The sequence below is a fragment of the Myroides sp. N17-2 genome (genome assembly GCF_002286775.1).
Taxonomy (GTDB): Bacteria; Bacteroidota; Bacteroidia; order Flavobacteriales; family Flavobacteriaceae; genus Flavobacterium.
Genome location: NZ_NSGJ01000014.1, coordinates 42,888 through 58,060 on the forward strand (window position 1 = coordinate 42,888; position 15,173 = coordinate 58,060).

General features: G+C 34.5%; 11 protein-coding genes. 3 read left to right on the forward strand and 8 right to left on the reverse strand.

Features of this window, described 5'->3' with window-relative positions; all coding sequences use genetic code 11:
* Positions 1-217 precede the first annotated feature (217 nt).
* Entirely contained in the window at positions 218-2,623 is a 2,406-nt protein-coding gene (locus CF599_RS07820; protein WP_121965480.1) for a TonB-dependent receptor, read from the reverse strand.
* 120 nt (positions 2,624-2,743) lie between these two features.
* On the opposite strand from CF599_RS07820, the gene CF599_RS07825 reads away from it, so the two are divergent.
* The gene (locus CF599_RS07825) at positions 2,744-3,727 is read left to right on the forward strand and encodes an AraC family transcriptional regulator (protein ID WP_121965481.1); all 984 of its coding nucleotides are present in this window, start codon (positions 2,744-2,746) and stop codon (positions 3,725-3,727) included.
* A 61-nt stretch (positions 3,728-3,788) separates the two neighbouring features.
* On the opposite strand, the gene CF599_RS07830 is transcribed toward CF599_RS07825, so the two are convergent.
* From CF599_RS07830 to CF599_RS07840, 3 genes are all read right to left on the reverse strand, one after another.
* Positions 3,789-4,499, reverse strand: a complete 711-nt coding sequence (locus CF599_RS07830; protein ID WP_121965482.1) for a YebC/PmpR family DNA-binding transcriptional regulator — start codon at positions 4,497-4,499, stop codon at positions 3,789-3,791.
* 101 nt (positions 4,500-4,600) lie between these two features.
* Positions 4,601-5,683, reverse strand: a complete 1,083-nt coding sequence (gene gcvT, locus CF599_RS07835; protein WP_121965483.1) for a glycine cleavage system aminomethyltransferase GcvT — start codon at positions 5,681-5,683, stop codon at positions 4,601-4,603.
* 945 nt (positions 5,684-6,628) lie between these two features.
* Positions 6,629-9,163: a heavy metal translocating P-type ATPase gene (locus CF599_RS07840; RefSeq protein ID WP_121965484.1), complete on the reverse strand. Its 2,535-nt coding sequence runs from the start codon at positions 9,161-9,163 to the stop codon at positions 6,629-6,631.
* 175 nt (positions 9,164-9,338) lie between these two features.
* On the opposite strand from CF599_RS07840, the gene CF599_RS07845 reads away from it, so the two are divergent.
* The gene (locus tag CF599_RS07845; RefSeq protein WP_121965485.1) at positions 9,339-10,277 is read left to right on the forward strand and encodes a hypothetical protein; all 939 of its coding nucleotides are present in this window, start codon (positions 9,339-9,341) and stop codon (positions 10,275-10,277) included.
* Positions 10,278-10,306: 29 nt separating this feature from the next.
* Positions 10,307-11,149 (forward strand): sulfurtransferase, encoded by an 843-nt coding sequence (locus CF599_RS07850; protein WP_121965486.1) that lies wholly within the window; start codon positions 10,307-10,309, stop codon positions 11,147-11,149.
* A gap of 47 nt (positions 11,150-11,196) precedes the next feature.
* Here the strand turns inward: CF599_RS07850 and CF599_RS07855 are convergent, their stop codons facing one another.
* The 4 genes from CF599_RS07855 to CF599_RS07870 all read right to left on the reverse strand — a co-directional run bounded on the left by CF599_RS07855 (position 11,197) and on the right by CF599_RS07870 (position 15,171).
* Positions 11,197-12,273: a hypothetical protein gene (locus CF599_RS07855; protein ID WP_121965487.1), complete on the reverse strand. Its 1,077-nt coding sequence runs from the start codon at positions 12,271-12,273 to the stop codon at positions 11,197-11,199.
* Positions 12,274-12,343: 70 nt separating this feature from the next.
* The gene (locus CF599_RS07860; protein WP_121965488.1) at positions 12,344-13,042 is read right to left on the reverse strand and encodes an RluA family pseudouridine synthase; all 699 of its coding nucleotides are present in this window, start codon (positions 13,040-13,042) and stop codon (positions 12,344-12,346) included.
* Between the two features lie 77 nt (positions 13,043-13,119).
* The gene (gene panB, locus CF599_RS07865; RefSeq protein WP_121965489.1) at positions 13,120-13,938 is read right to left on the reverse strand and encodes a 3-methyl-2-oxobutanoate hydroxymethyltransferase; all 819 of its coding nucleotides are present in this window, start codon (positions 13,936-13,938) and stop codon (positions 13,120-13,122) included.
* A 54-nt stretch (positions 13,939-13,992) separates the two neighbouring features.
* Positions 13,993-15,171: an SH3 domain-containing protein gene (locus CF599_RS07870; protein ID WP_121965490.1), complete on the reverse strand. Its 1,179-nt coding sequence runs from the start codon at positions 15,169-15,171 to the stop codon at positions 13,993-13,995.
* Positions 15,172-15,173: the final 2 nt, after the last annotated feature.

Genomic DNA, 15,173 nt, shown 5'->3' on the forward strand with positions numbered 1-15,173 from the left:
AGAAAAATCCCCTCCAATACAAATGTTTTGAAGGGGATGGAGTTAAACCCAGAATCAGCATTAGCCAAATACTACAAAGCAATTCTACTTCATAGCTCTTTCATTAATTCTAAAACCATACTATAGTATGCTTTAATCATTAATTCAGACCTACCTTGTATAATTACTTTTCGTTTATCTGTCTATCACTTATTTTAGGTTTAAATAAATTGTCTACTTAAAAAGTATACGCTAGACTAAGTTTAAATGATAGAGGAGTAGTAGCTCTCCAGCCATAATGTGTATATCCCCAAGCTCCTGGGAAGTAACCCACATAGTTATATCTATCCGTGATATTGTTGACTATAAGATTAAAGGCATAATTGTCTTTCTTATAAGATACACCACCGTCAAGAGTAAAGTAATCATCTGGTAAATATGTTTTGGCTTGGACAGGAGCTTGTGAGCGATCCTTTTGATATTGATACCCAAGAGAAAATCCTAAACCTTCAAAGGTTCCTGATGGCACTCTATACGTTAACCAAGCATTAGTACTGTGTTTTGCAGTTCCAGGAAGGAGTTGTCCTTTTTTATTAGGGTTATTGTCTTCAGTTATCTTAGCATCTGTATAAGCATAGTTCATAGTCAATGTTAATCCTTCTGTGATTTGGCCATTCATATCAAACTCTATTCCTTTAGACGTAGCTTTACCACTCTGTACCATAATTTGATTATTAGCACTTGCATCTAATGGAGTTAATATATTAGTTTTATCTACTTGATAGAAGGCTAAAGAGGTGAATAGTTTCTTTTCAAACCAAGTTTTCTTAAGCCCAAACTCCTTGTTAGTTCCTTTAGAAGGATCTGCTGTTTTGTTATTCTCTAATTTACCAGCTTGTTCTTGAAAGCTTTGATCATAAAGTGCATAAGCTGTAAATGCAGGTGTAATAGAATAACTTACACTGAACCTTGGTGTATATGCTTGATTTTTTACAGCATCTCCTTTAGAAGCACTTGTTGTTTTTTCTGTTGAGGTGTAACGTACTCCTAGTCCTAATCTAAGTTTTTCATCAAGTAATAATATCTCATCTTGGATGTATAATGAGATGTAGCTGTACTCTTGGATATTACCAGCGGCTCTTTCTCTTAAAGAACGAGAGCGATCATAAGTAGGAATGTCTTTTTTTGTTAGTTTTCCATACACTGGATTATAGATGTTGAATTTAGGCCCAACTTGAATGATATTCCCCTTATCATCTGCAATTTCAGACCAGTCAGCCATATGTTCTTTTTGCCCCATATCTAAACCGAAAAGAACATTGTTTTTAATCTTGTCAGTGATATTAAATTTACCATTCATGTACACTTGACCTACTTTAGCAGTGTTTAATGCATCATTTATTGATAATCCACGTGTAACATTACCTTGATCATCTATAGAATTATAAATAGGATACATATTCTCTCCTTCCATAGTTGCTTTTACATACCCTAGTTTAGCAGTAAGATTCCAATCATCATTTAGGCGGTGATTAAGATTAATGAATACATTATGCTCTTTAATCGTAGTAGGGTCTATGATAGGGTCACTAAAAGTAAATTTACGCGGTAGGTCTTTAAAACCATTCTTTGAATAGGCATATTTAGCAAACCCACCTTCGAATTCATTAGAGTTAAATATGTATTCGAAAGTAACGTTGGTATCTTCGCTAATGTTGTATTTTAGAGAAGGAGCAAATGATAGATAACTGTTTTTATTGTATAGTTGATATGAACTTGTTTTGGTAGCCATTCCATTTAGTCGGAATAATAGTTTTTCATTTTTTGTCAGTTTAGTATCCACATCTACCTCTGCACGATATAGATTATAACTACCTAGTGTAGTTCTGACAGTAGTCTTATTAGCCCCCATAGGCTTTTTGGTAACAATGTTATAGAATCCACCTGGCTGAGTGTTTCCCATCATAAAACCTGCCGGTCCTTTAACGAATTCTACTCGTTCTATAAAAGTATTATCTTCTCTCAGAGGGCCGAAAGTACCAGATATATCCATCCCATTACGCAAGTTAGTAGCAGTATATCCTCGAGCATAAATACCTGCACCAGCTTGTTCTTGATGTAACACAGAACGAACACCACTCACATTCTGTGCTATCGCATCACTCATTGTGATACTAATTTGGTCATCCATTAACCCTTTATCGATGACTTGGATATTTTGGGGTACGTCAAGTAAATTAGCAGCTGTACGCAAAGAAGAAGAAGAACGAATATTCTTATTTGTATTAATGACCACAGCATTTAGTGTTTCGCTATTGTCATCATAAAGCATAAAGTCTTTTGATAATGTTTGATTAGGCGCTATCGTAATACTATCTCTCTCGATCGTATTTTTATATTGCACCGTTATAAGGTACTTCCCAGATTTGATGTTTTCGAATAGATATTTCCCATTGTTATCAGCTATAGCTGTAAATACATTATTGTTTAAGATAATACTAGTCCCTGCTAGTTTCTCTTGTGTATGACTGACAATAGTCCCTTTAAGGTTTCCATTCTCTTGTGCAAAGCTATTTAAAGAGGCTAGTAGTAGACCTGTAAATAGATATTTATGACTTGTTTTAATTAAAAATAGTGGTTTCATCAAATAGTTAATTTAGATTGAATAAATTTGAATTCGCAAACAAAAGTATATTCTCTCGTATGGACTAGCTTAGCCAAAAGGGAATAAAAAATAGCATTTTAGTAATCTAAGTAGTAGTTTATGAAAAACGGAGAAGAGATAGTAGAGTTCTTTGTGATAGAGAATATGGTGACTAAAGCGATGTCTCAGTCTAAGAAAGAACTTGTAAATGATTTAGGAATGTTTACTACTTATTATATATTCGATAGTGTGGATATTATTATAAGACAATACTATCTAAAGTATAATCAAGATTATAAGTTGCAGTATGTATTTGAAGAGACTGATTATATAGAGTTAAGTTTCTTTTTTGGGAAGCATATTGTACGGGATGTTTTAAATGGGAAAACGAATAGATACCTTCCATTTCATTGTTATTTAGGATATCTTCAATGCGGTAGTACAGCAGATGTACTATTTGAGAAAGATGCTGTATATGAACATTTAGATATCTATTTGCCTCTAGATTTTTTTAATGAATGGAGCCAGTATGATGAGACTATTGCTGAGTTTACTAATGCTATTAAGAATAATCAGTCTTACAGTTTAGTGAAAGAAGTAAAGTTGACTCAAGAGTTACTAATCTTATCTAATGTAATCAAGACTTGTAACTATAAAGGTATTGCAAAAGAAATCTTTGTAAAAAGTAAGGTTTTAGAAATAGTATCTATTTTATTAAATGAGAAAGAAGTGAGAGTAGAAGAGTGTACTAAGTTGCAACTCGGTATAAAACTGACAGTGGAAGATGAGGTAATCTTATTAAATGTACGTGATTTTATAGATCTAAACTATAAAGAGTTTTATACTACAGAGGAGCTGTCAAAGATGTTTTTTATCAATGAGTATAAACTAAAAAAAGGTTTTAAGTACTTATATAACCTAGGTTTGTTTGAATATGCACAACAGAGAAGAATGAATGTCGCTATTCAGAAGTTGGAAGCTGCTAAGCACACTATAACTGAGATAGCTTTTGATCTAGGATATTCATCTTCTGTCGCTTTTTCTAAAGCGTTTAAAAAGCACTATGGGTATCCTCCTAAAAAATTCTGTCTCACAGATATATAAAAAGAAAAACGAGCTGTTTAATTATAAACAGCTCGTTTTTTTATATTTTAGTCAATGGTTATTAAGCCATTGTAGTGAAAACGTTTTGTACGTCATCATCTTCTTCGATCTTGTCTAACAATTTCTCAACATCAGCCATTTCAGCTTCTGTTAATTCTTTTGTTACTTGAGGAATTCTATCAAATCCAGAAGATAAAATCTCGATACCTCTGCTTTCCAATTCTTTTTGGATAGCACCAAAGCTTTCGAAAGGAGCATAAATCATTACACCATCTTCGTCTTCAAAGATTTCGTCGATACCGTAGTCTATTAATTCTAATTCGAACTCTTCTAAATCTCTACCTTCTTCAGCAGGGATTCTAAAGTTACACGTGTGGTCAAACATAAACTCAACAGAACCTTGCGTACCCATTGTCCCGTTACATTTGTTGAAGTAACTTCTAATGTTTGCTACTGTTCTATTATTGTTATCAGTTGCTGTTTCGATTAAGAAAGCGATTCCGTGTGGTCCGTATCCTTCGAAGATAACTTCTTTATAGTTCTCAGTATCTTTATCCGTAGCACGTTTAATAGCACGTTCTACGTTTTCTTTAGGCATATTCGCTGCCTTAGCATTTTGTATTACTGCACGAAGGCGTGAATTAGCCTCAGGATTAGGTCCGCCTTCTTTAACAGCCATTACGATATCCTTACCAATTCTTGTAAACGTTTTAGCCATAGCAGACCAACGTTTTAGCTTACGTCCTTTTCTAAATTCAAACGCTCTTCCCATAATAATTATTTACTTAATTTTTAGTAGTGCAAAAATAACTCATTATTCAAATATATCACAAAAAAAAAGAGAGCTTATTTCTAAACTCTCTTCTATTTGTCTTATTTTTTGTAGAATGGTGTTTTAACCACTTTTGCTTCAATGTCATTTTTACGAATACGGATGAAGATTTGGCTACCTTCAGCTGCAAGAGCTACAGGTACATATCCCATACCGATTCCTTTTCCTAATGAAGGAGATTGCGTACCAGAAGTTACTTTTCCGATTACGTTACCTTCTGCATCAACGATTTCGTAGTCGTGTCTTGGAATACCTTTACCGATTAATTCAAAACCTACTAATCTATTTTTGATACCAGCTTCTTTCTCAGCTTTTAAGTTATCAGAGTTGATAAAGTTCTTTGTGAATTTAGTCACCCATCCTAAACCAGCTTCTAATGGAGAAATCTCATCGTTTAGCTCGTTACCATATAGACAGTATCCCATCTCAAGACGTAAAGTATCACGTGCAGCTAATCCGATAGGTTTGATACCCCAGTTAGCACCTGCTTCAAATACTTTGTTCCAAAGTGCTTCAACATCTTGGTTTTTTACATAAACTTCAAAACCTCCTGATCCAGTGTATCCTGTAGCAGAGATAACTACATCATTCACACCTGCGAAAGTGTCAATCACGAAGTTGTAGAATTTAATATCTGCTAAGTTTACAGCAGTAAGGCTTTGCATTGCTTCAATAGCTTTAGGCCCTTGAATAGCTAAGATAGAGTACCCATCAGATAAGTTTTCTAATGTAGCATTCATATCGTTATGAGAACTTATCCAGTTCCAATCTTTCTCAATATTTGATGCGTTTACAACCATCAAATATTCGTTTTCATTTACTCTATATGTAATAATATCATCTATAACTCCTCCAGTTGTATTTGGGAAGTAGCAGTATTGTGCTTTACCATCTACTAATACAGATGCATCATTAGAAGTAACCTTTTGGATTAATGCTAAAGCATTAGGTCCTGATATTTTGAAGATTCCCATGTGAGATACATCAAATACACCAACTCCATTTCTTACTGTCTCGTGTTCTGCATTTACTCCTTCATATTGTACTGGCATATTAAAACCTGCGAAAGGAACCATCTTAGCCCCTAAAGCTTCGTGTATATGGTTTAAAGTTACTTGTTTCATCGTGTTGTTATTGATTTAATAATAATTGGTGCTAAAGTAAGTTTTTTTTACTTCAAATAAAAGTCATTTAGAGTTGATATTGTTAAAGAGAATGATACAAATGGTTAGGTAGTATGGATGATATAATAATAGTATATGTTTCGTTTTTGGGAAGAAGAAAACCTTGTTTTAATGATAGCAGGTAACCTTATGTTTTGTGATAAGTAATATTGTGTTATTGTAAGGTATCAGCAAGTAGGAGAAAAAGTAACTTAATGAGCAATAATCATTGTTAAGGCTGTGTTTACATTAGATAGTATTTATGATTCTCTTGTATTTGTTAATAAACATAGTGTCTGTTAGTTATAAGTTGCTATTTAATGTTATTTTATTGATTGATTTGTTGTTGATGTATTAATTTGTTATTATGTATTCTTTTATTTGTTAATATTAGTATTTTATTTGTACATTAGCACCTGTTAAGCTTGAAGATATTACTCAGAGCATCTAATACAATTATTAAAAAACAGAGTGGGGACTTGTTTTTTCTTATATAGATGTATCTGAATAGGCCATTCTCTGAATGGCCTTTTTTTCGGTTTAATCAACTAAAATTTGGTATTTGTGTTTACAGTTTTAGTTTTTAAGGTGAATAAAAAAGCCCGGGATAGTGAGCCCTGGCTTTTTTTTGTCCTTTAGTTAACCTAAAATCAGCACAAAAAAAAGTCGGAGCTATTGCTATCGCTCCGACTTAAAAAATGAAAGGATTACCTTAAATTAGATTTAAGGTAATACCCTAAATCTGCAACCACCATTTACTGCGAATTAATTCTACTTTACATAGCGTCAATTAGCTCTAAAACCACACTACAGTGTGCTTTAATCACTAATTTTGCTCTGTTTTGCACAAATCATTCTCGTTTAAATGTTATCTGTAGATTTAAGGTTATAAAAAAAAAATGATGATTAAAGTTTAATGTTTTTTAGTCTTAATGAGTTAGTAATAACTGATACAGAGCTAAAACTCATCGCTACTGCTGCTATCATAGGTGATAATACGATACCGAACATCGGGTATAATATCCCTGCTGCTATTGGTATTCCCACACTATTATAGATAAATGCGAAGAACAAGTTTTGTTTAATATTCTTCATTACTCCATGGCTTAGGTTGATTGCTTTAGGTATACCAGCTAAATCCCCTTGTAATAAAGTTACTTCAGCACTTTCTATCGCTACATCAGTTCCTGTACCCATTGAGATACCTACGTTAGCTTGGGCTAGGGCAGGAGCATCATTTATTCCATCACCAGCCATTGCGACAATTTTACCTTGCTCTTGTAGCTTTTTGATTTCATTTAACTTGTCTTCTGGCATTGCCTCAGCTAAGAAATGTTTAATTCCTAATTCATTAGCTACTGCTTTAGCCGTATTAGGGTTATCACCAGTGATCATAATCACTTCGATTCCCTTGTCTTGTAATTGTTTTACAGCTTGTTTACTACTTTCTTTTATTTTGTCAAACAGTACAGCGTATCCGATGATTGTATTTCCTTCTGCGATATAAGAAACGGTCTTTCCTAAGTTCTGTTCTTTTTCTACTTGTGGTAGAATACTAGCCGTTATTTCAGCTTGTATTACTTCCATAAGTGCTTTATTTCCTAGAGAAACACGTTTTTTATCTACTACACCTTGTATTCCTTTTCCTGTGATGTTATTAAACATTTTGACAGGAGTCAACTGCATCTTTTGCTCTTTCGCTTTATTCGTAAACGAAGTAGCCAGTGCGTGTTCACTATTTTGATTTAATGAAGCTGTAAGCATTAATAGCTCCTCTTCAGTATAATCAGGGTGTACACTTACTATCTTTTCTACTGATGGCTTCCCTTCTGTAAGAGTACCTGTTTTGTCAGTGATTAAGACATTTACTTTATTCGCTGTTTCTAAAGCTTCAGCATTCTTAATCAGAATACCATTCTGAGCCCCCTTACCGATACCTACCATAATAGACATAGGAGTAGCTAATCCTAATGCACATGGACAAGCGATAATCAATACAGCAAGTGCGTTTACGAATGCATAAGCAAGTTTAGGCTCAGGTCCCATTACTTTCCATAGAATAAATGTCGCTATAGAAATCAGCACTACGATAGGCACGAAATACTTCGCTACCTGATCTGCCAGCTTCTGGATAGGGGCTCTAGATCTACTTGCGTTATTCACCATTTCGATGATTTGTGCTAATAGCGTTTCATTACCTACTTTCTCTGCAGTCATAATGAATGAGCTATTTCCGTTGATTGTACCAGAGACTACTTTATCGTCTTTTACCTTATGTACAGGGATAGGCTCTCCAGTAATCATAGATTCATCTATACTAGATTCTCCTTCACTGATGACACCATCTACAGGTATTTTTTCTCCTGGTTTTACACGTAAGCGATCACCCTTTACTATTTTCTCTATTTGGATAACCTCTTCACCACTGTCAGTTACTAAAGTAGCTTCAGTAGGTGATAGTTTTAATAATTCTTTGATAGCTGTATTCGTACGACTATGTGCCTTAGCTTCCATTACCTGACCTACTAGTACTAAGGTTAGGATCACTGCTACAGATTCGAAATATAAATGTATACCATGTTCTCCCTTAAAGTCCTGAGGAAATAAGTCCGGGAAGAATAGCGCCACTACACTAAATAGCAAACCGGCTGCTGATCCTAATCCAATCAAACTAAACATATTCAGATTCCAAGTTTTGAATGAAGTCCACGCTCTAGTAAAGAACATCCAACATACCCATACTACAGGAATAGTAAATAATAATTGGATATAGTTATTCCATTCATGAGGCACTATCTTACCTATTGGATCACCTGGTATCATAGATCCCATAGCTAGTATAAAGACAGGAATAGTAAACCCAACTGATATACGCAATTTCTTAAGCATATCAGTGTATGTAGTGTCTTCCTGCTCTACCATTATTGTTTTAGGGACTAGATTCATCCCGCACTTAGGACAGTTACCTGGTTTGTCATACGTTTTTTCTCCCTCACACAGCATCGGACAGTAGTATACTGTCTTTTCTACTTTAGGAGCAGGTATTTGTTCTAAGTTCATCCCACAGACAGGACATCCTACGTTGGTATCATAGACTTTATCTCCCTCACATAGCATTGGACAGAAGTATTTACCCGCTTTATCAGCCATACCTTCTGGCAATTCTTGTACGTACATCTCTTCCTCACTTATCTCTAATGCTGGAAGTATCTCTTGAGTACCATCTTCTTTAGTCACAATCTCTTGTAAGATATAGTTCCCTTTTTGAAGTAATGCTTTTTGTAAGGTTAATGTATCTATATCATGATGTGATTCTATGTTGGCATATTCTTTTTCTAATGAGACTTCAGCTTTAATACCGTGTATTTCATTAAGCGTATCTTCTATTTTGGTTCTACAACCATTACAGCTCATACCGCTTACTTTATATTCTTTTTTCATATTTATAGGGTATTCTTTTTTACATATACAAAGTACGAATAAAAAGGCAGATATGCTGTTATACAATTATTATGAAGCGTTATATCTTTTTGGGGATTTAATATAAAGAAAAGGGCTTTTTATAAATCCTGTGATTACTATTTTCGTACTTTAGTTTTTTGAAAATAAAAAGGAGATGAGAAGAATAAGCATAGGGTTATTAGCTATCGGATTATTAGTAGTCAGCTGTAAGAATAAGGAACAACAAGAAGATACAACAACTATAGAAAAGACAAGTAATAAGGATAAAGAGATTAGTGAATTTGAAGAAGGAGCACTAACTTATCAGATGTCTTTTAGTGATACTATAGTAGAAGACTTTCTAAGAGCGATAAGTGAAGATCCGTTATACAGTAAGGAATTAGGAAAGAAGTATATTAGTCAACTGCCTGCTGAGCAAGCTGAACATCTGAATGCTTTTATCAAGGCTAATCCTAGCTTTATCACTAGGTATGGTACACTTCCATTTTTAAAGAATAATATCTATGTAGCTGGCTATGAAGTAGTATACAAGGGAGAAGGACCAAGTTATGTATTAGAAAATAGATGGAATGATTTACTAGAAGAAGGACAAGGATATGCTGGGTCTACCATAGTGCCTAATGCAAAGCTTAACTTTCGTTATGGCAAAGGTTTTTTAGAAGCTGAACAGTTGCAAACCAATATTACCTTAGATAAGTATGATCGAGTAGCGACTGGTGTGGTAAGTGAAATAGCGGGCTATCCGGTAGAAAAAATTATATATACTCGCAAGCCATCTGTAGTATCAGGAGAGCGTATTTTACCTAAATTAGTGACAGTCTATAACTCTAAAGCCTTTAATCCTGTTATTAATAAAGTAATGCCATATTTGGTGGCAGAAGAATACGGAATCTTAAAACTAGAAGTAGAATTATCAGAATCGGAGCATAGTATTCAGATGATTTATCAAGCAAATATGGTAGTAAAACGCAAGCTTATAGAAGATGAAACATCTATATTAGCGACTAAGGCATTTGTCGCTGTTAAGGAAAATAGAGACTTCTTAGCTTTAGATCTAAACCTAGCTAAGATTATCGTTCCGCCAAGTTTATAAAAAGTATACAACCAAAACATACAAACTAAATGAAACCAATCATTAAACCACAAGAACTAGTACAGTTAAAAGACTCAGGTAGTTCATTTATATTAATAGACGCTACGAATAGTAAAGTCGCGAGAGAGAATTATGACAATCAACATTTAGAAGGAGCTATATTCGTAGATGGGAATACGCAGTTGGCAGAGATAGGAGAGGATGCTTCTAAAGGAGGGAGACACCCCTTGCCATCTGTAGAGAAGTTTGGTCAAAGCCTTCAAGAGTTAGGGATAACACCAGATAGTCATGTGATTATTTACGATACAGTATTTGGAGGTAATTCAGCAGCGCGCTTTTGGTGGATGCTTACAGCAGTAGGACATCAAAAGGTACAAGTGTTAAGTGGAGGGATGGTAGCAGCTGAGAAAGCAGGTTATCCTGTCAATAATAATAAAGTAGAGATAAGTGAAGTAGGACTTTATCCTGTTACTGCATGGCAATTGCCATTAGCTGATATTAATGAGATAGCTGTTAATGCAGAGCGCGAAGATTATATCGTGATCGATGTGCGTGAGGAGAGTAGATATAAAGGAATCTCAGAACCTATAGATACTATAGCAGGGCATATACCTGGTGCGATTAACATTCCCTATATGTCTAATTTAGATAGTGAAGGACTGTTCTTAAGTGAAGAGTTATTAAAAGTGAAGTATAGTTCTGTATTAGGTGATTATCCTTTAAATAATAGAGCAGTACACTGTGGCTCTGGTATCACAGCATGTCATACTTTATTAGCGATTACAGCAGCAGGATTACCAACTCCTAAATTATATGTAGGCTCATGGAGTGAATGGTCTAGAAGTGGTAAGGCTATCGCAACTGATAAATAGTATAAAGGGCTGTTCGAAAAGACAGCCTTTTTTAGTATGTATATTAGCTATACTAGCTTATACACACTCACACTCTTCTCCTTAAGCTCTAAGAACTGCTGATACGTAGTGTTATATGTTCTTGTACGAATAGTATTATCCTGATGTAGTACTTCTCCTGTCTTTGAGACGATATATACAGCTTTAGTTGAGTTGATTAATACAAAGGCATCTAGTGTTGTATCAAAGTACATATTGTCGTATTTGATGTCTTTATCTTGTAGTTTTATCTTTTCTGATAAGTTCGATTTATTATTTTCTATTTGATATAAATGTATTTCTTTTAATGATTCTTTTGTAGCATCATCATCACCTTCTACATTAGGATCATATTCTATAGCAATAGTGTTGTTATTTACCCAGCACATAGATCTGACTATATGCTCGCCAGTTGTGATATGAATATCAGATATTCTAATGTTATTGATAAAATCATCGATAAGATAAGCATTACTACAATCATATGAACCCCAAAACCACCCTGCACTAGCGAAGTGTTTATTATCAGGAGCCATCATTAACTCCCCATAGAAGTAGTCATAGCTTCTAGGCCAAGCAAGTTTGTTTGATTCTTTTTGGGTTTTATAATATTCTATGTGACGTTCTTCAGCACCTTCTTCTATTAATGATTTGGTAGCAGTTAAGACTTGGCGAGTATTAAGATTCATAATCTGTACACGGTTCCAGTCATCTGCATAGATAAGATGTGGTACGTCGTTATCATCTTTATATAAGGAGATAGGGTATTTAGAGTGTTCTACATAATATTCTCCTCTCCATAAGTGTAATCGGTATTCTTGTTTTGAGTTAAATACATAACCGTGGCGTTTAAAGTCATTGACTATAACGATGATATCATCTAGCGTATAGATAGAAATCCAGTCAGTTAGATCAAAGCCATTATCAGGATATTTTATACTGTCTTTAAGCGTTGATACTTCAGTAGCCTCATTAGATAGGAAGTTATATTTTACCACATCACCATTACTCAGTACCATTACCACTTCATCTTCTTTAGATAGCGTAGCAGAGAGGATAGTCTCTTCTGAGTTAAGTGTATAGGAGTATTTCTGTTCTATTTTCATTGGTTGCAATTTTAATACTAATATACAATTAAATAAGAAAAGGCTACTCATCTCTGAATAGCCTTTCATATTATTTAGGTTCTATATTATTCCATATCACTTCATCTGGAGTAGGAGCTATGATAGTCATACTCTCTTTAGTTACAGGATGAATAAAGGTAAGCTTACGAGCGTGTAAGTGTATTCCTCCATCTGGATTACTTCTATCAGCACCATACTTTAGATCTCCTTTAATAGGACATCCTACTGCGGCTAACTGACAGCGTATCTGATGATGTCTTCCAGTGTATAAGTCTATCTCTAAAGCAGAGTAGTTCTTTAACTGGTGAAACATCGTATAAGTAAGTTTAGCTTTCTTGCTATTAGGAACTTCTTTCTTATGCGCCTTCGAAGTATTGTTCTTAGGGTTTCTGACTAAGAAGTGTTCTAAAGTGTCTTCTACCTTAGGTGGTGCATCCTTTACCACTGCCCAATAGGTCTTCTGTGTTTCTCTGTTCTTAAAAGATTCGTTTAATCGCGTTAGCGCTTTTGACGTTTTAGCGAATACCACTAACCCTGAAGTAGGGCGATCTAGACGATGTATTACACCTAAGTATACTTCGCCAGGTTTATTGTGTTTCTTCTTTAAGTAAAGCTTTACTATTTCGCTTAACGGCATATCGCCTGTCTGATCACCTTGTACAAGATCACCTACGCGTTTATTGATAATGATAATATGGTTATCCTCATATAGTACTTGTAGGTTTTCGGGTGTAGAGACAATTTTCATCTGTAATAATTTTAAACAAAAATATCCTTTTTAATTTTAAAAAGGATATTTAAGATAGTATAATGTATTTATTGTTTCTAGTACTGCTCTTTCTCGTTAGGGAAGTCAACAGCTTTTACATCATCAACATATTGAGCTACTGCGTTTTTCATATCTTCATAGATATTCATATAACGACGTAAGAATTTAGGGCTAAACTCATGTGTAAGACCGATCATATCGTGTATTACTAATACTTGACCATCTACACCATTACCAGCACCGATACCAATAACAGGTATAGAGATACTCTCAGCTACTTTTTTCGCTAGTGAAGCAGGAATCTTCTCTAATACTAATGAGAAACATCCTATCTCTTCTAACATCTTAGCATCTTTGATAAGTTGGTTAGCTTCTTCTTCTTCTTTCGCTCTTACAGTGTAAGTACCGAATTTATAGATAGACTGAGGTGTAAGACCTAAGTGTCCCATCACAGGAATACCAGCATCTAAGATACGCTTAATACCATCTCTGATTTCTTCTCCACCTTCCATCTTGACAGCGTGAGCTCCACTTTCTTTCATAATACGAATAGCTGAACGCAATGCTTCTTTAGGATCAGATTGGTAAGAACCAAATGGTAAATCCACAACAATTAGCGCTCTGTCAGCTCCACGTACTACAGACTGTGCGTGATAGATCATCTGATCTAGTGTGATCGGTAAGGTAGTCTCATGACCAGCCATAACGTTACTAGCAGAATCTCCTACAAGCATAACGTCAACTCCACCTGCTTCTAATACTTTAGCCATAGAGTAGTCATAACACGTAAGCATTGATATCTTCTCTCCGTTGGCTTTCATATCTATTAGCGACTTAGTTGTCACTTTTTTATAGTCCTTTTTTGCTACAGACATTTTTCTTGTTTTTTTGGGTTATTATAAAATAATATATAAATATTAGAAATAAGACTAACAGAAATATATTAACTCTACCTTACTTAACTTACCCTCTGCAAATGTGAATCGATATGCTGAATCACCTATAGGTATTTGATAAGCTTTCTCAGTAGATAGAATTAAGTTAATTAATCCCTTTCCAATTTTTAAAAATTCTTTCTCAGTTGTATTTTCGTTTAATACACTATTATTTATCTTAAAACCTGCACCATTAGCGATATTAACTATTCTTAAAGTATAGGTCTTGTTAACATCATGACCGATACATTCAGCATTATTGAACTTAATATTGCTCTCATAGTTATCTAAAGCACAGTCGTCTAAGTTAGAATAACTTTCTTTAATCTTTCCGAAAGTCTTCTCTAACGTGGCTAAGCTAAAACCTTTTGTTGGTTCTATCACATTATTTAACGTAAAACCAAGTTGTTTTTTGCTCACCATCGCTAGTATCTTCTCATACATTTCTTCCTCAGGTGTAGCTTTTAGTACTTCAGCTTGTAATCTAGCAATAGCCCCTTTTTCAGGTTGTCCGTTTTTCTCTGCGAAGTCAGCGAATACTAATAAAGCTTTTGCAGCCTCTTCATCAGAACTATTCCAACCAAGTTCTACTATACGTTGCGTTAGTCTTTTTTGTTCTTTCGGATCAGTAGCTTTCTTATAGCTAGCTATTAAATTAGCAAGTATTGGTCTTTTTCCTAAGTACTTCACAGGGATATAACCTTGTCCTTCGTTAAAGGTAATTTTTATCCAAGCCTCTTTGTCATAAGGATAGTAGTTAATCCCTACAGGAGTACCATTATATAATACACCTAATGTCTCAGACTGATGATTAGGAGCCTTTCTAACTTTAAGTCCACCTACTACTGTGAATAAGTGAGGGCTACCATAGTAATCATCAAAATCAATAATAGGAGCAGGAGACTTCTCTGACTCATCTGCATTAGTAATGATTTCTTTAAGATTAGCAGTATCTAAGATATAGGTAATACCTGAATATTCCGTGGTAACCTTAAATACATCTTTGCTTATTTTTTCTACATTTTCTAAGTATGCACCATGAACATATACACCGATTTGGTTAGTTCCATTAGCATCATCATAAGCTACTGTAGGAGTAGTTACATATAATGGGTTTTGACTCACCGCGATCGATGAGATTAATAAACATAGTAAGGAAATAGTTTGTTTCATTG